The sequence below is a fragment of the Streptomyces camelliae genome (genome assembly GCF_027625935.1).
In the GTDB taxonomy this organism is placed as follows: Bacteria; Actinomycetota; Actinomycetes; order Streptomycetales; family Streptomycetaceae; genus Streptomyces; species Streptomyces camelliae.
This window is the reverse complement of the sequence record NZ_CP115300.1, coordinates 449,545-467,689: the sequence shown is the minus strand read 5'-3', so window position 1 is coordinate 467,689 and position 18,145 is coordinate 449,545. Positions and strand designations below refer to the sequence as shown.

Annotated in this window: 12 protein-coding genes and 1 pseudogene; 7 read left to right on the top strand and 6 right to left on the bottom strand. The window is 67.4% G+C overall.

Annotated features, from left to right (window positions below):
• Positions 1-111: 111 nt before the first annotated feature.
• A complete protein-coding gene (locus O1G22_RS02220; RefSeq protein WP_270079706.1) occupies positions 112-1,059 on the top strand; it encodes a serine hydrolase in 948 nt (315 codons plus the stop codon).
• A gap of 550 nt (positions 1,060-1,609) precedes the next feature.
• Here O1G22_RS02220 and ilvY read toward each other — a convergent pair.
• Complete coding sequence (gene ilvY / locus O1G22_RS02215) at positions 1,610-2,494, bottom strand: HTH-type transcriptional activator IlvY (protein ID WP_270079705.1); 885 nt, start codon at positions 2,492-2,494, stop codon at positions 1,610-1,612.
• Positions 2,495-2,568: 74 nt separating this feature from the next.
• Here ilvY and O1G22_RS02210 point away from each other — a divergent pair, with 74 nt between their 5' ends.
• The 4 genes from O1G22_RS02210 to O1G22_RS02195 all read left to right on the top strand — a co-directional run bounded on the left by O1G22_RS02210 (position 2,569) and on the right by O1G22_RS02195 (position 7,591).
• On the top strand, positions 2,569-3,285 hold the full coding sequence (locus O1G22_RS02210) for a class I SAM-dependent methyltransferase (RefSeq protein ID WP_270079704.1): 717 nt from the start codon (positions 2,569-2,571) through the stop codon (positions 3,283-3,285).
• Positions 3,286-3,563: 278 nt separating this feature from the next.
• The gene (locus tag O1G22_RS02205) at positions 3,564-4,358 is read left to right on the top strand and encodes a PIG-L deacetylase family protein (protein ID WP_270079703.1); all 795 of its coding nucleotides are present in this window, start codon (positions 3,564-3,566) and stop codon (positions 4,356-4,358) included.
• A 900-nt stretch (positions 4,359-5,258) separates the two neighbouring features.
• Positions 5,259-5,879 carry a hypothetical protein gene (locus O1G22_RS02200; protein ID WP_270079702.1) on the top strand — a complete coding sequence of 207 codons (621 nt, stop codon included), beginning with the start codon at positions 5,259-5,261 and terminating at the stop codon, positions 5,877-5,879.
• 341 nt (positions 5,880-6,220) lie between these two features.
• Positions 6,221-7,591, top strand: coding sequence for a (2,3-dihydroxybenzoyl)adenylate synthase (locus O1G22_RS02195; protein ID WP_270079701.1), 1,371 nt, complete (start codon positions 6,221-6,223; stop codon positions 7,589-7,591).
• A 465-nt stretch (positions 7,592-8,056) separates the two neighbouring features.
• Here the strand turns inward: O1G22_RS02195 and O1G22_RS02190 are convergent, their stop codons facing one another.
• Positions 8,057-9,169 (bottom strand): acyltransferase family protein, encoded by a 1,113-nt coding sequence (locus O1G22_RS02190; RefSeq protein WP_270079700.1) that lies wholly within the window; start codon positions 9,167-9,169, stop codon positions 8,057-8,059.
• 381 nt (positions 9,170-9,550) lie between these two features.
• Positions 9,551-9,646 (bottom strand): annotated as a pseudogene (locus tag O1G22_RS02185) (IS5/IS1182 family transposase); the annotation flags it as partial.
• A gap of 152 nt (positions 9,647-9,798) precedes the next feature.
• On the opposite strand from O1G22_RS02185, the gene O1G22_RS02180 reads away from it, so the two are divergent.
• Both O1G22_RS02180 and O1G22_RS02175 read left to right on the top strand, forming a co-directional pair.
• Positions 9,799-11,037, top strand: coding sequence for an IS256 family transposase (locus O1G22_RS02180; RefSeq protein ID WP_270079380.1), 1,239 nt, complete (start codon positions 9,799-9,801; stop codon positions 11,035-11,037).
• 619 nt (positions 11,038-11,656) lie between these two features.
• Positions 11,657-11,896 carry an aldolase/citrate lyase family protein gene (locus O1G22_RS02175; RefSeq protein WP_333492210.1) on the top strand — a complete coding sequence of 80 codons (240 nt, stop codon included), beginning with the start codon at positions 11,657-11,659 and terminating at the stop codon, positions 11,894-11,896.
• On the opposite strand, the gene O1G22_RS02170 is transcribed toward O1G22_RS02175, so the two are convergent.
• The 3 genes from O1G22_RS02170 to O1G22_RS02160 form a co-directional block, all read right to left on the bottom strand.
• Complete coding sequence (locus O1G22_RS02170; protein ID WP_270079698.1) at positions 11,838-12,167, bottom strand: putative quinol monooxygenase; 330 nt, start codon at positions 12,165-12,167, stop codon at positions 11,838-11,840. The two genes, O1G22_RS02175 and O1G22_RS02170, sit on opposite strands and share 59 nt — an antisense overlap.
• A gap of 82 nt (positions 12,168-12,249) precedes the next feature.
• Positions 12,250-12,828: a TetR/AcrR family transcriptional regulator gene (locus O1G22_RS02165; RefSeq protein ID WP_270079697.1), complete on the bottom strand. Its 579-nt coding sequence runs from the start codon at positions 12,826-12,828 to the stop codon at positions 12,250-12,252.
• A 1,031-nt stretch (positions 12,829-13,859) separates the two neighbouring features.
• Positions 13,860-17,930 (bottom strand): beta-galactosidase, encoded by a 4,071-nt coding sequence (locus O1G22_RS02160; RefSeq protein WP_428986307.1) that lies wholly within the window; start codon positions 17,928-17,930, stop codon positions 13,860-13,862.
• Positions 17,931-18,145: the final 215 nt, after the last annotated feature.

Below are 18,145 nucleotides of genomic sequence, written 5' to 3'. Positions count from 1 at the left end.
AGGGCCACTGAAGCAGGATCATCTTGCGGATCCGCGGCGGGGATGCGGGGCGAGGTTCGCCGTTGGCGAATCATCCTCGGGGCCGTGCGTCGGGCGGGTCATCGTGGCTGAATGATCGAGGACAGGTTGGAGCAGGTGTTCGCCGAGGCCGGATGCAAGGGCAGTGTGGCTGTTCTGGACATCGACGGTCAGGGCCGGGTGCTGTCCGGAGATACCGAATGGGTGGTTGCCGCGTCCACATTCAAGATCGTGGTGGCGTTGGAGCTGTTCTGTCAGGCTGCCGAGGGGAGCCTGGATCCGGCGGAGCGTGTTCGGCTCTCGCCGGCGCAGGCCACGCCGGGTGGTCAGGGGTTTTGCATCTTCGAGGACGAGGCCGAGGTCTCCTTGCGTGATATTGCCCGGATGATGCTCACCATCAGTGACAACACCGCAACCGACGTGTTGATCCGCCGGGTATCGCTGTCGCGCATCCATGCCCGATTGGCCGGCTTGGGTCTGGACCGGATCCGGTTGGTGGGCACGATCCGGCAGGAATTCGATGCCATTGGCCGCGATGCGGGTTTCGCGGGGTGGACGGAGATGGGACGCGCGATGCATCAAGCGGGTTCGCCGGCGGACGCTGAGCGCCTATGGGAGCGCGCACTGTCCGCTCCGTCCCTGCGGCCCGGCCGTATCACGAGCGCGACGGCCGGGCAGATGGCGACCTTGCTGAGGCTGATCTGGCGGGACGAGGCCGGTCCTGGTGATGCTTGCCGGGCGGTGCGGACCATCCTCGGCCAGCAGCGGCTGACCCGGAAGATTGCCGCCGGGTTCAGCGACGAGGTGCGGGTAGCAGCCAAATCGGGCACCGTTCCCGGTTGTGCAAGCAACGATGCGGGGGTTGTGCAGTACCCGGACGGTTCTCGTTTCGCGGTGGCGGTATTCACCCGACCGGCCGGACCCGGCCGCCGGACGCCACAGGCCGATTCCGTGATCGGTACAGCGGCCCGGTTGGCGGTCGAGCACCTCCGTCGGTATCCAGGAAGGCAGCAGACTCTCCCACCGGTAACCCCTGGGTGACGTGATGACGTGGACCTGGGCAGGGCTTGGGGAGTGGTCCGGTGCGGATCACCATGGTGTTCGACCACGAGAGGGACGACCATGACTTCTGGGACCGCAGCTGGCACGGTTTCGGCTGGAATGCCCGCGGCTCGGTCCCGCCGGGGGCCCGCGGGGGCCTGGACATGCGTCCTACGCTGCGCCCGCTCGTGAGCCAACTCAGGTCGCTCGGCCACGCGTTGGGGTTGATGCGTGCGTGATCGGCGCATGAGGACAGGGCCTGCCGTACAGCCCGGGGCCTCGGGCCGGTGAGCACCGGCAGGCCCCGTTGTCGCAGCTGTACTGCGTCGCCGACGCGGGCTCCGGCTCAGGTGCGTGCACCGCAGCCCTGACGATGGTCTCAAGGTCCTCGAAATCCGCTCAGGCCCACTGCGAGCCGTGAACGCAGCCCACCTCGTCGCCCTCGTCTGCGCCGACGCCCGCTTCGAACGCGGCCGACTCGTCCGACGTTCTGAAGCCCGTGCGGCATGAACGAGCGCAACCGACGCGCAGGCATCGGCCATGCCCCAGGCTAGTGCTGTGACCGCACAGCTTGACCGGCTCCTGTGGCAGCCCAGGCGGCGGCGACCAGGGGGCGGTGGAGATCAGTGCGCCGGATGCACGCCCCGATGGTGAGTTCGCCGGGACCGGACGGGGTGGGGACGAGGTGGAGCCGGTGTCGGATGCTGCAGTGCTGTAGGACGAGGTCGGGGATGATGCCGGTGCCGTAGTCGAGAGCGACCAGCGTGAGCAGGGCTTCGTGTCCGTCGGCCTCCGCGGCGATGCGGGGGGTGATGCTGATACGGCGGAACCACCGGTTGGCGATGTCTCGGACCAGGCCCTGTCCGGGGAGTACGAACGGCTCGTCGGCAGCAGGTAGTTGCACGCTTGAACGTGGTGGGTCGGTTCGGACGAGGACGAGCGGGGTGCGGGTGACGGGGCGGGCGAGGAGGGTGGCCGGAATCCGAGAGGGCAGGGCCGCGACGGCGAGGTCGGTCTCGCCGTCGTCGAGGAGCGCGAGGCCGGCTGCGGCGTCACCGGTCCGCACCGAGATCTGCACCCGGGGATGGGCGTCTCGCAGAGGTGCGAGCAGGTCGGGGAGCAGGCTCTGGCAAGCCGTGACCGAGGCGAATACCCGCAGTCGGCCGCCGAGTTGGTCCCTCGCGAGGTCGTTGTCGCAGTAGCGGTCCCACAGTTCCAGGGCATCTGTGACGTAGCGGCGAAAGCGGTGACCGTGCTCGGTCAGCGCGACACCGTGCGGGCCGCGGTCCAAAAGCCGGTGCCCGGTCGTGGCCTCCAGCCGCTGCACGGTACGGGACAACGTAGCGGGGCTTACGTGGCAGTCGGCCGCGGTCCGGGTGAAGCTCAGCGTGGCGGCGAGATGGAGGAAGAGCCGGTACTGGTCGTGTTCCTGCATCTTTCACCTTCCGGAACGCCATGCTGCGGATGTTGCGGTTGCCGCAGGGTCTGCCCGGACCCTACAAACGGGTCATGCCACGAAGCGACACCACCCACCCACGCCCCGCATGGTTCTTCCGCGAGTACGAGCCTGTCGGTATCGACCTGGGAAGCGCGGCTGCGGTGGCCTCCTACGACAGCAACCAGGGCACGGACCCGGACGTCGACGATGCGCTGCTCGACCGCCTCGGCGTCGTCGCGGGCACCCGCCTGGTCGACCTGGCCTGCGGCACCGGCTCGCTGGTGGTCCAGGCGGCGCGACGCGGGGCCGAGGCCCACGGCGTCGATGTCTCGGCGGAGATGCTCGCCTTCGCCCAGGCCAGGGCGGAGCGGGCCGATGCCGGTGCACACTGGCACCGGGCCGGGTTCTTGGACTACGCCCACCAGGCAGGACCCGCGGACGTGGTGACCACCAAGTCGGCCCTGCATCAGCTCCCGGACTTCTGGAAGCAGCAGGCGCTCCTCAACGCGGCCGGCATACTGCGGCCGGGCGGCACCTTTTACCTGTGGGACGTCATCTTCAGCTTCCCGCCCGACGACGCCGCAGAGCATCTGCAGCGGTGGATCGACACCGCAGGCCGACCCCAGGGCCGGGGCTTCACCCGGACGGACTTCGAGGCGCACGTTCGGGAGGAGTTCTCCACATACGCCTGGATCCTGGAGGGCATGCTGGAACGGGCCGGCTTCGACATCATCTCGCGTGCGTCCCGCACGCCGACGCACGGTGAATTTCTCTGCCGCCGCCGGTAGCTTCTTCAGCTGGTCCGGCCATGTCAGCGGTCACGTAATTCGGCTCTGTCGGAGATCTTGTGACGGAGCCGGTCTGAACTGGCATCAACTGGGTATGCGGTTAAGGGGATTAGGGTCGGTTACTGCCGCATTTGGCCGGTGTGGTAGTGGAATCGGTGGAGCGGGCCGCTGGTGTGGTCACGTTTCGTATCGCTCCGCCTCCGCTGGGGTCTGGCCGGTGGAGCATGTGCGAGGTGGGGTAGGAGACACCGATGAGTGCCATGGTCCAGGATGGGTCCATGGCAACCGTCTTGGCCTTTCACGCCCACCCGGACGACGAGGTGTTCCTAACAGGTGGCACGCTCGCGCGGGCCGCAGCCGAGGGACACCGCGTGGTGATCGTGGTCGCCACGGATGGCCTCATGGATGCCGTGCCGGAGGGCGGAGCGCCACGCCTGAGTGAACTGCGGGCGAGCGCGGCCGTGCTGGGCGTGACACGCGTCGTGCACCTGGGGTATGCGAGCAGCGGCCATGGTGCCGTGCTCTATCCGGATCCGCCGGATCGGGCACGCTTCGTGCGGGCAGATACGGAGGAGGCGGCCGAGCGGCTGGCCGCCGTCTTGCGCGAGGAAGACGCGGACTTGCTTATCAGCTACGACGCCAATGGCGGATACGGCCATCGTGACCACGTCAGGGTGCACGAAGTCGGCAAGCGTGCCGCCGAGCTGGCCGGGGTGCATCGGGTACTGGAGGCGACCATGCCGCGTGATGTCGTGGTTCGCCTGGTGAAGCTGGTCCGCCTGCTGAGGATCCCGTTCAGGTTCGACGCGGATGCGCTGCGCACCGCCTACAGTTCGCGCGCGGCCATCACCCACACCATTGATGTCCGACGGTTCGCCGGTCAGAAACAGGCGGCTCTTGCCGCCCACCGTTCGGAGGTATCAGGGACGGGCCGGCTTGCTCCCGTGATGAGGGTGCTGGTTCGTCTTCCGGCCCCTGTCTTCGGTTGGGTGTTCGGTCGGGAATGGTTCGTCGAGGCCCGGGCGACAGCCCCTTCCAAGGCCTTCGCTGACATCTTCCAGCCGGCCCCATAGCGTCGTGTTCGGCCGATGGGGCCTGCCCGGGCGGATCGGGAGATGAGACGACGCGCTGTCGGAGATCTTGTGACCGATGCACGGTCATGGGCTGTGAAGGCACCCCAGCGGCCCGCTCCACCGACTCCACTACCACACCGGCCAAATGTGGCAGCAACTGCCCCAAATCCCCTGAACCGCACACCGAGTTGATGCCCAACTCAGACCGGCTCCGTCACAAGATCTCCGACAGAGCCCGTAATTGGGCACGTCATCGGCGGGATGGTTCGGCGCTCACCGAACCATCGACGGAATCAGGGTGCCCGGGGACACCCTCGCCTCCACATCCGCCCGTCGATCCACAACTCGTGACAATTGCCCAGCTGTTGGCCGGGAGGACCGGCCTGCTTGGGGTTCTGCTGGTCACCGTCCCTGCTCGCGGCATTGGATACTCGATCCGTCATATGATCGGCTTGCGGCTCGGCCGTTGCCGTGCGCGCCCACCTCAGAAGGCAGATCCCAGCGTGTTCCAGGAAACCCCGATATTCAACCGCCTTGTCGCAGAGCGCGGTGATGTGCCGGCGCAGGCCCGTGGTGAAGCCGACCGCGTACGCCATGAGCTGGCGCAGGTCTTGCCCTCTGCTGCCTGGCCTGTCGCCCACGTGCTCCGGCAGCAGCCCCAACTGCCCGGCGGGAACATCTCTTCCGCCGTCTTGTGAGACGTGTTCGCGCAGGCGGTGGTTGTCGGGCGGCAGCCCGTGTCAGGGGCGGTCCGCCGTGAGCTCGCCGCCAGGCACGGCCGCGGACCGGGCGTTGTCCGTGCCCATTGTCATCATGTGGGTACGACTGCGGGCTTCGACCCGGGCCGACCGGGCGGGTACCGGGTTGGCGAGCGTCAGATGCGGGGGAGAGGTCAGCGGCGTGGGGATGTCCAGCTGGTGGGCGGTGGGAGCGCTGAGGGACGAGACGGTGACGGAGATCGCCTCGGTGGCGCTGTCCGCGATCAAGAAGATGGGGGAGCGCCCATCGGCACGGGAGGCCTGGTCGCGCTGGGAGAGGGATGCGGCCCGGGGCGGCGGTGCGGTGCCGCTGTCGCGGCCCGACGGCTACAGCACCGACGAGGCACTGCATCTGTACGGCATGGTCAACGCATCGCCCTTCGACGCCCTGGACGATTCGTGTGAGCTCCATGTCATGGAGCTGTGGGACAGATTCGACGAGGCTGTCGAGCCGTACATCACGTCCGTGCGCAAGGACAATCCGGTGGCAGCCCTGTTCCACGGTCTGGGCCCGCAGCGAGCCCGCATGCTGCCGGGCTGGGCGGGCGACGCCGTGCTGACCGCAGCCGAGGTGCGCGACCGCCTGGAGACCGTCGAGTCCGTCTTCGCTCTGTCCGCAGCGGAGCGGGCGCAGGTGCTGGGCCGCATCGAAGACTGGCTGGGGGACGAGGATTCCGCCGATGTCCTCGACCGCCCGCTGCGGGTGTGGCAACAGGCCGCCGCGGCCGGCCTGGGGCTGCTGTCCAGCCGAGTTTGGTTCTGACGGTGCTCTCCTGCCGGTTCCTCCGTCGGGGACGAGGGCGGGGCTGCCAGCCGGGTGTACGACGTCCATGTCCGCGATGTCCTGCCCAAGGGCGTGGCATGGGCGCCCTTCGCCGGGACCGTCTTCGGAACGAGGCAAGCGCACCGCCGAGCTACCGCGGCGATCCCAGGCCGTTGTTGGTCGACCACACCGCTGCACCAGGCCGATCCTCAGGTGATCCTCTACTGCCCGACACGGGAACGTATCCGGGACACTGACGATCTGCCGGCGCAGGTAGGACCGATTGCGCGGGACGAGTACGCACGGCCGGCGAAACACGCCACCAGGAAGGAGTCTGCACCATGCTGGACGGCTGTACCCCGCTCCTGCCCGAGACCATCGGCCGCTACTACGACCACGGTTACTACCAGGGCGTGGCCCTGCCCCAACTCCTCGCCGAGCACGCCCGCACGGACGGCACCCGCACCGCCCTCGTCCATGGCGATCGTCGCCTCACCTACCGCGAACTGAACCGCCGTGTCGACCGCGTGGCTGCCGGGTTCACGCTCCGTGGCATCCGCCCCGGCGACCGGGTCATCGTCCAGCTCCCGAATGTGCCCGAGTTCGTCATCACGGTCTACGCCCTCATGCGTGCCGGCGCCCTCCCCGTGTTCGCGCCCACCTCTCACCGTGCCGACGAGATCGGATACCTCGCCCACATCACGGAAGCCGCGGCATACATCGGCCCCAGCCTCCACCGTGGCTTCGACCATGCCAACATGGCCGCGGAGATCAGCCACGACCATCCGCGTCTGCGCCGTGCCTTCACCCTCGACGGTCCCGACGGCGCCCAAGGAGGCTTCGCCACATCTCCCAGCGGATGCCTGTTCTTCCCGCTCCGCTCGGTGGACGCTCCGAGCGACCCGGACCGCACGTACAACCCCAACGACGTCGCGTTCTTCATGGCGTCGGGCGCGAGCAAGTCCGTACCCAAGCTGGTCCCGCGCACGCACAACGACTACGCGTACCAGACCCGAGCCGCAGCCGAACTGATCGACCTCGGTCCCGAAGACGTCTACCTCGCGGCCCTCCCGGCCGAGTCCAACTTCACCTTCGGCTGTCCCGGCATCGTCGGCACCCTCGCCACCGGCGGCACCGTCGTGCTGATCGACACCGCCGGCCCCGCCGATGCCTTGCGCGTGATCGAGACCGAGAAGGTCACCGTCACCTCCCTCGTCCCCGCTGTCGCGCAACTGTGGCTGGACACCCTCCGCCACGGTCAGTACAGCCTCTCCAGCCTGCGCCTCATCCAGGTCGGCGGCGCACGCCTCCATCCCGAACTCGCGGCGCGCATCCAGCGGGCCTTCGGCTGCCGCCTCCAACAGATCTTCGGGATACCTGAGGGACTGCTCTCCCTCACCCGCCTCACCGACTCCGACGAGGTCATCCATCACACGCAGGGTCGCCCCCTCTCGCCCGGGGACGAGATTCGCATCACCGACCCGGACGGCACCGACGTACCGGCGGGCACTCCCGGTCAGCTCTGGACACGCGGCCCCTCCACCCTGCGCGGCTACTACAAGGCCCCCGACCAGAACACCCGCGCCTTCACTCCCGACGGCTTCTACAAGACCGATCACATCGCCCGCCTCACCGAAGACGACAACCTCGTCATCGAAGGCCGCACAGACGCGCACTCGGGCCCCCGTGAGCCCCGGCATTTCATCCGCTGAAGCCGTCATGAAGCGTCATGAAGCCGGACTGGCGCGCGGGTTCTGTCCTTGTCGGCTTCAGGGTGCGGGCAGCCTTCCGGAAACACGAACGGCTGCCCGGCAGTTGTGCAGCGTGGCGTAGGTGAGGGCGGAGCCATCGACCTCGACCGCCTCGGTGACCCCGTGCGGGGCTCGTGAAGCATCTCCTGGGTGTTCCCAATGCGCCCGCGTCGTGCTGGGGCGCATGCCATCGTGAAGCGTCCGGCCCGCTGCTCTCCCCCGTAGTTGCGGGCCGGACGCATGTTCATCTCGGACCACAGGAGCCTGGCGGAAGCGCACGACGCCCACCGCCACGACCTCGTCGACTTTGAGGCCGGCAGTGTTACCCGGGAGCTTCGGGACGACCTGCTGGAGACCGCCGCCCTTACGCACAGCAGGACGCGGTCCGCGCCCAGGCATGCCGAGAATGGACCGCCTCCGTCGCCGTCACCGGGGGAGTCCGGCCCCGGTGCGCAGGCGACCTCGGGGTAGGACTTCGATCAAAGATCTCCATGACCTGTTCCGCTTGAACGGTATCTCGAAGATCTTGGAAAAGAGCCATGCCCCGAGCACTGAAACCGGCAGGGCCACGATAAGAGTGAACCAGAATACGGGCAGGCCGGGCGAGACAAAATGCGGGGCCACTCGGCGAATTACGGTCATGACGATCGGCAGATGGATCAGGTAGAGACTGTAGGAGAAGCTGCCGAGGCTCCGAATGGGGCGCGTGGTCAGAAGCCGTACCAGGATGGCGGGTCTGCCGGTGGCAACTGCGGCGAGCAGCATTGCCATGGCGGGAGAGATGGCGAGATCGATCCAGAAGTAGTGGTTCACCGTCCAAACAGAACCCTGAATGACGCTGAGAGCCAGGACAGGCAGGGCGGCCAGGACAGCGAACCGTCCCCAGGGCAGGCTTCGAACTCTGTCAGACGCGACGACGATGCCTGCGCCTACCAGGCCTGCGACGAACACGGGAGCGAGATGTGGAGCGAGCCAGTTGTCGCCCTCCACGGGGGATGCGCCCGCTGCCATCAGGCCACGGGCGATCACTGGAAGTGTCACGCACGCGACCAGGACCGCCGCGCTCGACCTTCGCCGGATAAGGAGGAGAAGAGGGAAGAGGAGATAGAGTTCGGCTTCCACTCCGATCGACCAGAATGCGCCGTTCGGTGTCGGAGCGGTGAGGATGTCCTGTGCAACGAGGCCATACACCAGAATTGACGTTCCGGTAGGAGATCCGGAGTGCGAAGCCGGCACCAATGACCAGGAAATGGCCAGACTCATGGTGAGTGCTGCCCAATACGGAGGCAGGATGCGCCAGGCGCGACGGCTCAGAAACTGGCTGACACCACCCGACCGCCAGCCGTGACGCGCGGGAGAGATCGCCAGGGAGAAGCCCGACAGCACCAGGAAAAAGACGACGGCGAGGCGCCCGAACATCAGTCCTTCCAGCCATGGAGGTGCCGAACTGTCGGGATACCCCGGGAAGGTGTACAGCCAGCAGTGGAACAGGACCACATAGAGGGCAGCCAGGCCGCGGAGACCATCCAGGCCCAGCACTTGCCGACGGACGCGTGTTTCGCCCGTCGTAGCCTCCTGCCCTGTTGGAGTGGTCAAGTCGAGCGAACTGCCGACCGTACGACTCGAATCCACTGGAATCGTTCGATCCTTCCTCTGAGCCCACGATCTACCGTGCGCCGCCGACGACTTGGGAGGCGCAGCACCCAAGCGACCTGCGACATGCGTGTCCCCGCCGACCCGTTTCCCTGGCGGCACGGCGGGCGGCACAGTGCCACTCGCCGTGACTGGTACGTGGCATCCGGCTCAGAGGTTCAACAAACAGGCCGACATGGTCCTCATCCGGCCAGAGGGGGAGGGACCTGCGCTCATGCAGAGGGGAGTCCAGCTGGGCAGCTTTCCTGAGCACTGTCCCGTAAATGAATTGTGCTCCTCTTTCCAGGCTGGGAGGTCGGCCAGGCCGCGCTCGCGACGGTGCGGGATGACCAGGCCGGTGCCCCGGTATCCGCCATCGGCGATCACCCGCCAAGACATTTCAGGTTGCGTCCTGGGAAGTGGTGTACGGGTTCGACCTGATCCGGGGGTTTGCTCCCGCGTCGGGGTGACGCCCGCATAGATGAACGGCCACCGGCTGATCTTCGAGATGTCGAGTCACGAAGGAGATCAGCACGATGACCGCACCCGACAGTCTGCCCCTGCACGCCCTCGCGGAGGACAACCTCGCAGCGGCGAGTCCCGATCTGCTGCGCGCGATGGTCAAGACGTTCGCGGACGCGCTCATGTCCGCCGAGGCCGATGCCCTCTGCAATGCTGAATACGGGCAGGTCAGCGACGAGCGAGTCAACCATCGCAACGGGTATCGCCTTCGCGAGTGGGACACCCGCGCGGGCACCGTCGAACTCGCCGTTCCCAAGCTGCGTCAGGGCAGTTACTTCCCGCACTGGCTGCTGGAGCGTCGCCGCCGGGCTGAGCAGGCCCTCATCAGCGTGGTCGCCACCGCCTATCTGCTCGGCGTCTCCACCCGCCGAGTGGAGAAGCTCGCCGAGAGCCTGGGCGTCACCCAGCTGTCGAAGTCCCAGGTCAGCGCCATGGCCAAGCATCTCGACGAACAGGTCGCCGCGTTCCGCAACCGGCCCCTGGACGCCGGCCCCTACGCGTTCGTCTGGGTGGACGCGCTCACGCAGAAGGTTCGCGAGGGCGGCCGCATCATCAACGTCCACGCGCTGATCGCGGTCGGCGTCAACGCCGATGGGCACCGTGAGATTCTCGGCCTGGACGTGGCCACTGCCGAGGACGGCGCCGGCTGGCTGGCCTTCCTGCGCTCCCTGATCGCCCGCGGCCTATCGGGCGTCCAACTGGTCATCTCAGACGCGCACATGGGCCTGGTCAACGCGATCGGGGCCACCCTGCCCGGCGCGAGCTGGCAGCGATGTCGTACTCACTACGCCCGCGCGTTGCTGAGCCAGGTGCCCAAGTCGGCCCAGCCGTGGGTGGCCACGCTGCTGCGGACCGTCTTCGAACAACCCGACATCGATGCAGTCCAGTCCCAGATGCGGCACGTCCTGGACGCATTGGAGGCCAAGTTCCCCAAGGCGGCAGCCCACTTGGACGCCGCTCAGGGCGATGTGCTGGCGTTCACCGCGTTCCCGCGCGAGATCTGGCGGCAGATCTGGTCGAACAATCCGCAGGAACGGCTCAACAAGGAGATCCGCCGCCGCACCGACGTGGTCGGCATCTTCCCCGACCGCACCGCCCTGATCCGCCTGGTCGGCGCGGTGCTGGCCGAGCAGAACGACGAGTGGACCGAAGCCCGCCGCTACATGGGACTCGACCTGCTGGCCAAGGCCCGCCTCCACCCGATCGAGTCAGAAACCGACGACACAGTCATCCCGACGGAACTCACCGCATAGCCTCAAAGAAGAGATCACCGAGTGGCCGTCGATACACCACTCCCGCGGACGTGACCCCATTTCACCCCTTGATCAGCATCCGAGGCCGCCTCCCCTGGTCCTTACATCTCCCACCAGAGGTCGACATTCGCGTGGACCCGTTCGCGCAGGCAGCTTGAGTGTGAGTAGACCTGCTGCTGCATGCCACCGGCCCGCTCCGGGTCAACCGCACCAAGCTGGAGCTTGGTCGCTCCCGGGTCCTGCTCAAGATCGATGATCAGGAAACAGAAGCAGCAGGTGGGGTTTCGGTCCAACGGTGCACTCCCTCGCGGCCATCCCAACGGCACTCAGCGCACCGCCTCGCACACCCTACGGTGAGACAGGTGATCCGATTGCCGGACAGCCCTCAGGTCGTCATCGCTTGGCGTGCCAGAACATGCGGCAGGCAGCGCCGCTGGTCGGTGTCTCCCCGGTGCACGTGCAGACCGGCGTGGCCGTGGACACCCGTGGTGGCGGCGGCCCGTCCGGTTGCAGGGACCACAGATCGACGATCTTCATACGTCGAGTCCTCCGCACATGACCAACTGGCTCGCGATGACATTTCGCTGGATTTCGTTGGTGCCCTCGCCGACGATCACCAGTGGTGCGTCGGGGAGTAGCGCTTCGATGTCGGCGGCATCGCCACCGCCACACCCTGCTGTTCGTCCCCGGCAGCAGGCGCGACCGTTTCGACAAGGCGGCGTCGGCCGGCGCCGACCGGGTCGTCATCGATCTGCAGGACACCGTCGCGCCCGAGGACGAGGGCGACGCCCGGCACAGCGCTACCGCTTGGCTGGCTCAGGGCAACCGATGCCGGCGGTCGGCACCTTGGCGGCGATGACGTCCGTGGTCTCGATGACTGGTGGCACAGCGAAGTGCTCGGGATGGGCCGCCAACCGTGCGCGGCCTGCCTCCAGGTGGTCCTGGCGAGCGGCTTCGTCGGGGAAGGCATCGACGACGGCATAGGTGGTCGGGCCCAGGCGGAGGGCCATCCATACGACGGTGCCGGGCTCCGCCTCGACCTGTGGCAGGGCCGACTTCAGCTGTGCTTCGACGGCGGCCTGGTGGCCGGGCTTGGCCTCTATACGTACGAAGAATCCGATGTTGACCACGACTACCACCTCTGTGGTGTGGTGAGAGTGTGCCCGTTTCGCCACGGACTGGATGGTGTTTTCAGCAGGGGCTTGGACGGTGTTACAGCGCCGCGATAGCCGCGGCGACGATCCGCGTCAGGCGTTCGGGGCCGTCGGCGGTCCTGGCCAGCACATGCATGCCGAGGATGGTGGCCAGCAACCCGCTCGCGATCTCCTGCGGATCGCGGCGCGAGTCGATCTCCCCGGTGCGCAGGCCCTCCTCGACCGCCGCCAGCAGCGCGCCTTCAATCCGGTCGAACACGCCGCGGATTACGGCGGCTGCCTCCTCGCCTGCGCCGATCAGTTCGGCCGACGTGTTCACAGCCATACAGCCGCGTAGATACGGGTCCGTGAGATCGAACTGCGCCAGATCCCGCAGCGCGGTGCGCAGCTTGTCCTTGACCGACCCCGACCCCTGCAACCGCTCCGCCAATGCGGCCACCTGGGCGTCGCCGTACCGCCGCAGTGCGAGCAGGAAAAGCTGCCGCTTGCTCCCGAAGGCGTGATACAGGCTCCCCTTGCCGATACCCAGAGCGTCCACCAGGTCCTGCGGCGTGGTTGCGGCATACCCCTTGCGCCAGAAGACTTCCATAGCCTCGCCAACGGCGGCTTGTGGATCGAACTGCTTGGGCCTGCCCATGAGCGCTAGGCTAGCCAATTCTGTACTTCAGGGTCAAGAATCTGGGCTCACATGGGAGCGTGAGTCTCTCGGTAGCAAGAGGGCGCCGGGGGGATCCTCAGCGCCCAGCGGAGGTACGAGTTGCCGGCGCCGCAATCACCCCGTGGGTCACCGCCAGGGGTGCCGCTGTGACCCGTAGGACCTCATCGCGCCCCGAGCGGAGGTCGCCGCGCACGGTGTCATGGCTGATGAGGAGCGGCGTGTACGTCTTCGTCGGCGTGGAGGCGTTCACAGGCTCCGCAGCAGGGCCCGCGCCCCGGTCGGGGAGCCGGTCCGATGGCACGCGCCGTCGGTACGCATCGAGGTGGAGAAGGCGGCCTACGCGCCAGGTGAGCTGCCGGCAATGAACGGGACGGCTGCAATGGAGAACTGCACGCTGGGCTTAGGTGTCGTGTGACCGCCAAGGCGAGGTACATGCTCACCGCGAACCACTGCGCGGTCGACGTACCGGCGGGCAAACCGATCAGAGCCGGGGACCAGCACGACCAGTGGCAGGAGCCGATCAGCACAGCGTGGTTTACCTACAGCCCGTATGAATCGAGGCCCGTGCCCTGGGGGAAGCTTCACGGGCCGCCACGGTCCGAGACAAGCCTCGGCCCTCGCGTTCATCCCGACCCTCGGCGCCCGGGCCGCTGTTGTACGAACCAGGCGCCGGGATTCTGGCAGAGCGTGGCGAACGGCCTCGGATTTTGGAGCCGCTGTTCTGGTCTCGATGCCGCGACGGCCGAAGGAGTCCGTAGGAAGCCGACTGGGCAGCCGTCACCACCTGCTTCGCGTTTGCTCCACGGCGCCGTCGTCGACAACTGGCGTCCCCAGGACGGTCCCCCCTTGGGCTCCGCGTGTCCGGGTCCCTGAGGCGGAGACGGAGTGGGCTGGAGCACGCCGTTGGAGTTCTCCTTCGCGTCAGATCGCCGGGGCCGGCGGGACCCCCTTTGAACGCCTGCGACAGAAGATCCGGGACCCACTGTCGCAGGCGTCCGTCAGCTGCACATCTAGCCGCACGTCAGCGTCGGCATCGCCCAGTCTCCGTGGTCGTTGCCATTGCCGTCGCCGGCGTCACCGACCTTGAGGTCGACCACTTGGGCGCCGCTGACGTCGACGTCGATCGGCACCGCGGCCTGTTTGCCGCGGAGCGTCGGCGTGGTCACCAAGGTCTTTCCGTCGGCGATCACGGAGAACGTCACCGTTCCCGCACCGCCTGTCTCGTCGTCGACACCGACGTCCGCCGTCAACCGGGAGCACTGTCCGGCGAGGTAGAGCTCGACGTCGCTGACCGCATTGGTGCCCAGGCCCTTGGCGTAACCGACTCCGGCGATACTGATCGGACGGCCGTCTCCGGCCGCCTGTTCGCCGACGCTGGTGTCGCGCTCCACCGGACCCCACCCGTTGGTGGACGACAGGAACGGCAGGTCGCTCACAGCGCTCTTCCCGGCCGGCGGAGCCGACGGGATCCCGCCGACGATGCGCTCGTCACCGCCGGCGGCCTGCCGTCCGTTCTGCAGGTAGTGCACCGTGGCGGTGAGTGCCGAGGCGGAGGGCAGCTTCCCGGCCGGCGGCTGGACCTTCCAGGTGAAGGTGGCCGATTCGCCGGGTTGCACGCGCTTGACCGACGTGGGGCTCGTGGCGCTCACGCTCCAGCCATCGGGTACGGAGAGCGAGGCCGTCAGTTGGGATGCGGACGACCGGTCCTTCGGTACCCGCACCGTCGCCTCGGCCGTGAAGGCCTGTGCCGACTGAGCGGTGTCCGGCACGTCCAGGGTGACATCCGCTCCCGGACGCTTCGGCATCGCGTACGTCCGGTGGTCGTAGCGGGGGCTGGCGTTCTGCGTGACGCGCAGGGACGAGGCGTAGCTGCCGTAGTTGGTGAGCGAGACCTTGCCGAGCCCGCCGGTGCTGCCGTCCAGGTTCCACACGGCGATGGCGATGCTGTTCCGGCCGTTCGGATTCAGGATGCCGTTGGGCACCGGGAAGGTGTGCTGCGGGCCGAGGTAGTTGACGTAGTTGCCGACCTGCCAGCCGTTCACGAAGATCGTGGCACGGTACTTGCGTGACGGGTCGTCGGTGAACGTCAGGCCGAGCGAGGTGTCCTGACCGTGCGGCAGGTCCACGTTGACGTCGGTGCGGTACCAGGAGACCCCGGGACGGGTGTCGGTCGTCGGCAGGGACACCCGGTTCCAGTTCTCGTCGGGGTAACCCGGGAGGGACCAGCCGGCCCGTTCGCCGTACAGGCCGCCGGTCGAGAGCGGGCCGCGCACCGGGTCCTGCAGGTCCTCGCCACCCCGTACGCCCTGCAGTCGCCAGGTGACGGAGGTCAGCGGTGCCCCGACGAGGGAGGCGCTGGTGAGGCCGCGCGCGGTCTTGTTGCCGTTGGTCGAGTTGTAGTCCTCCTCATGCCCCATGTTCACGGTGAGCACGGAGATGACGTTGTCGCCCTTCGACTTCACCGAACCGGCCGGGAAGGTGAAGTCGGCGCTGCCTGTGGTGGAGCTGCCCAGGAAGGTGCCGCCCAGCCAAGCGGAGAACGCCTGCGCGTTTCCGCCGGAGTCCGAGACCAGGTGGATGCCGGTCTCCTTGCCGGTGGCGCGGAAGCGGCCGCGGTACCACGTGTTGCCGGTGTGGAACCCGTAGTCGTCCGCGTAGAGCACAGGCAGCGAGTTGATGCCGGAGACGCTGTTGGTGGTCGTCCTGTCGGCCACCTGCCAACTGGAGTCGTCGAAACCGGGGGTCGCTTCGGGGGACTCCTCGGCGTGCTTCCAGTTCGTCAGCGTCGGCAGGTGTACCGGCGCAGCCACCGGGATCTTCCCGGCGAGGCTTCCTGCGCCGGTGGCCTGGGTGTCCAATGCCTTGCCGTTCCAAGTGACATGGTCGGCGGAGGTGAACACCTCGATGTTCTTGTCATCGGCGTTGTCGCCGGTGAGCGCCACGGTGTGGCCGTCGTCCAGGCTGGTCGCCGTCCGCAGCAGGTGGGTGCCGCGCACCAGCACCGGGCCGGTCGCCGTGTCCTGACGCCAGAAGGTCTCCGCCGTGGCCTTGTCCCCGACGAGCAGCAGCAGCGGGCGCTTTCCGCCGCTGCTGATGCTGATGCGGATCAGGCCCTTGTGCGCGTAGTTCAGCCGCAGGTCACCGGTGGCCTCGTCCCACGTGGTCGTGAGCGTGCCGCCGCTGCTGGTCACGGTGGGCTTGGAGGAGTAGCGCAGCACGGTCTCGCCGTCGCTGTCCGAGTCTCCGTAGAGTACGGCGACGTCCCGGTTGCCGATGGTCGCGTGGGTCATGATCTCCGACGTCGAGTACTGCAGCTGTGAGTCCCCGAGCCGGTAGTTCGCCACGATCACGTGCGAGTCGCGCCCGTCTAGGGTGATCGCGGTCCCCGGCTGCTGCGGCACGACCGGGTACGTCGGCGTCGCGTTGGCGGCCGTCGGTACGTCGATGGCGTCGATGGACACGTAGTTGTCCGTGGACCCTGAGCTGTGGTTCCCGTTGACGACGATCTTCAGTGTGTGTGCTCCGGGCGTCAGCCCGGTCTTCTGGAAGATCACCGCCTGGTTCTCGCCGCCGGAGTCGTCGACCGTCGCGACCTTGGTGCCGTCGAGGAAGACGTCGGCGTAGCCGTGGTTGTTGGTCTTCGAGCCGATCCAGCGGATCGCGGTGCCGTCGAAGGGGACGGTGAGCGAGTCACCGGCCTTGTTGGAGAACGACTCGGTGTGCTTGTAGTCGCCGCCGGTGTAGCTCTGGTCGGCCACGTGCGACCACGAACCGGCGTACTGCAGCGCGGAGTCGGGGTCGTCCCAGGTGTAGGTGGTGTCCGCGGACGGCTGGGCGTTGAAGTCCAGCGAGATGTGGGTCTTGTCGACCGCCGTGGACGTGGAGTTCCCGTGCCGCAGGACGTGGAACTGGGTCTTGGTGTCGGGGTTCATCCGGGCGGTGTCGACGACCGCGGAGTCGTCGGGCGGCGTGGACCTGATCGCCTCGGTCTTGGTCAGCGGGTCGACCGACTGCGTGAAGTACCCGATCAGTTTGTCCTCGTAGTACTTCGGATCGAGCTGGCGGTTCTCGCGGATCGCGGCCCCGTAGTCGTACGACGTGTAGTTCTCCGGCATGCCCAGCCAGCCCCAGTTGGTGCCGCCGTAGGTCATGTAGAAGCTCTGCGCGGTGGCGCCGACGGCTATGTTCTGCTTGTAGAACACATTGGCGAACTGGTCGTTGATCAGCTGGGCGCACTTGTCGTAGCCCGGCCCGCCCCAGGGGTCGAAGGCGCCACCTTGGAACTCCGGCGAGTACAGCGGCTTGCCGGCTGGGTGGTCGTAGCTGATGTCGGGGACGCCGTTCCACTTCGAGGGGTTCGAGCAGTTGAAGCCCTGCGGGTAGGAGTCCGGTCCGTCGACGTCCAGGGCGCCGGTACCGGAGTTGAAGGTGCCGTTGTTGTTGCCGGTCAGCGGTACCGTGATGCCGTCGGCGCGGGCCTTGTCCTCCAGGTGCTTCATGTAGGAGCGGCCGGCGGCCGAGCCGTTGTAGTACTCGTTCTCGACCTGGTAGGCGATGACGGACCCGGTGCCGTTGGTCAGCTGGTGGCGGGCGATGATCCGGTCGATCTGGGTCAGCCACTCGTCCGCGTACTTCAGGAACTGAGGGTCGTCACTGCGGTTGTGCCCGGCCTTGGTGGTCATCCAGCCGGGCAGACCGCCGCTGTCGACCTCCGCGTTGATGTACGGTGCCGGGCGCGCGATCACGTAGAGCCCGGCCTCCTGGGCCATGTCGAGCAGCTTGTCGACGTCACGCACCCCGCTGAAGTCGTACACACCCGGCTTCGGCGAGTGGTATCCCCAGTCGAAGTACAACGAGGTGGAGTTGAACCCGGCGGCCTTCATCTTCTGGAAGATGTCGCGCCACAGGTCCGGACTCGGGAGCCGGAAGTAGTGGAACTCGCCGGACCACAGGTAGGTGCGCTTGCCGTCGACGAGGAACGAATAGCCGTCGAGACTCACCGTGTGCGCCCGCGGACTGGCGGCGGACGCGGTGGCGGGTGGCTGCCCGCCGACGTCCCGCGCCACGGCGGGCGCGGTCATGCCCGCGGCCAGGGCGACGGTCGCGGCCGTCGCGAGTACTGGCCTCCACCACCGACGGCGACCAGGTCTTGCAGCTTCTGAACCGAACCGATTACTCCGCACTGCGGCCTCCATACCGCCTGAGCAATCAACATCAAACAGACTCAGGCAAAGTCGAACAGTAAGGGGGCGCAAGGAGCAACACAATGGGGCGGGAGAAGACGGTCGAGGCGGCA

What these genes read in the sequence shown, in the direction of transcription:
- O1G22_RS02220 (WP_270079706.1), top strand. Translation starts at nt 112, where the DNA reads ATGATCGAGGACAGGTTGGAGCAGGTGTTCGCCGAGGCCGGATGCAAG.
- ilvY (WP_270079705.1), bottom strand. Translation starts at nt 2,494, where the DNA reads ATGCAGGAACACGACCAGTACCGGCTCTTCCTCCATCTCGCCGCCACG.
- O1G22_RS02210 (WP_270079704.1), top strand. Translation starts at nt 2,569, where the DNA reads ATGCCACGAAGCGACACCACCCACCCACGCCCCGCATGGTTCTTCCGC.
- O1G22_RS02205 (WP_270079703.1), top strand. Translation starts at nt 3,564, where the DNA reads ATGGCAACCGTCTTGGCCTTTCACGCCCACCCGGACGACGAGGTGTTC.
- O1G22_RS02195 (WP_270079701.1), top strand. Translation starts at nt 6,221, where the DNA reads ATGCTGGACGGCTGTACCCCGCTCCTGCCCGAGACCATCGGCCGCTAC.
- O1G22_RS02180 (WP_270079380.1), top strand. Translation starts at nt 9,799, where the DNA reads ATGACCGCACCCGACAGTCTGCCCCTGCACGCCCTCGCGGAGGACAAC.
- O1G22_RS02165 (WP_270079697.1), bottom strand. Translation starts at nt 12,828, where the DNA reads ATGGGCAGGCCCAAGCAGTTCGATCCACAAGCCGCCGTTGGCGAGGCT.
- O1G22_RS02160 (WP_428986307.1), bottom strand. Translation starts at nt 17,930, where the DNA reads ATGACCGCGCCCGCCGTGGCGCGGGACGTCGGCGGGCAGCCACCCGCC.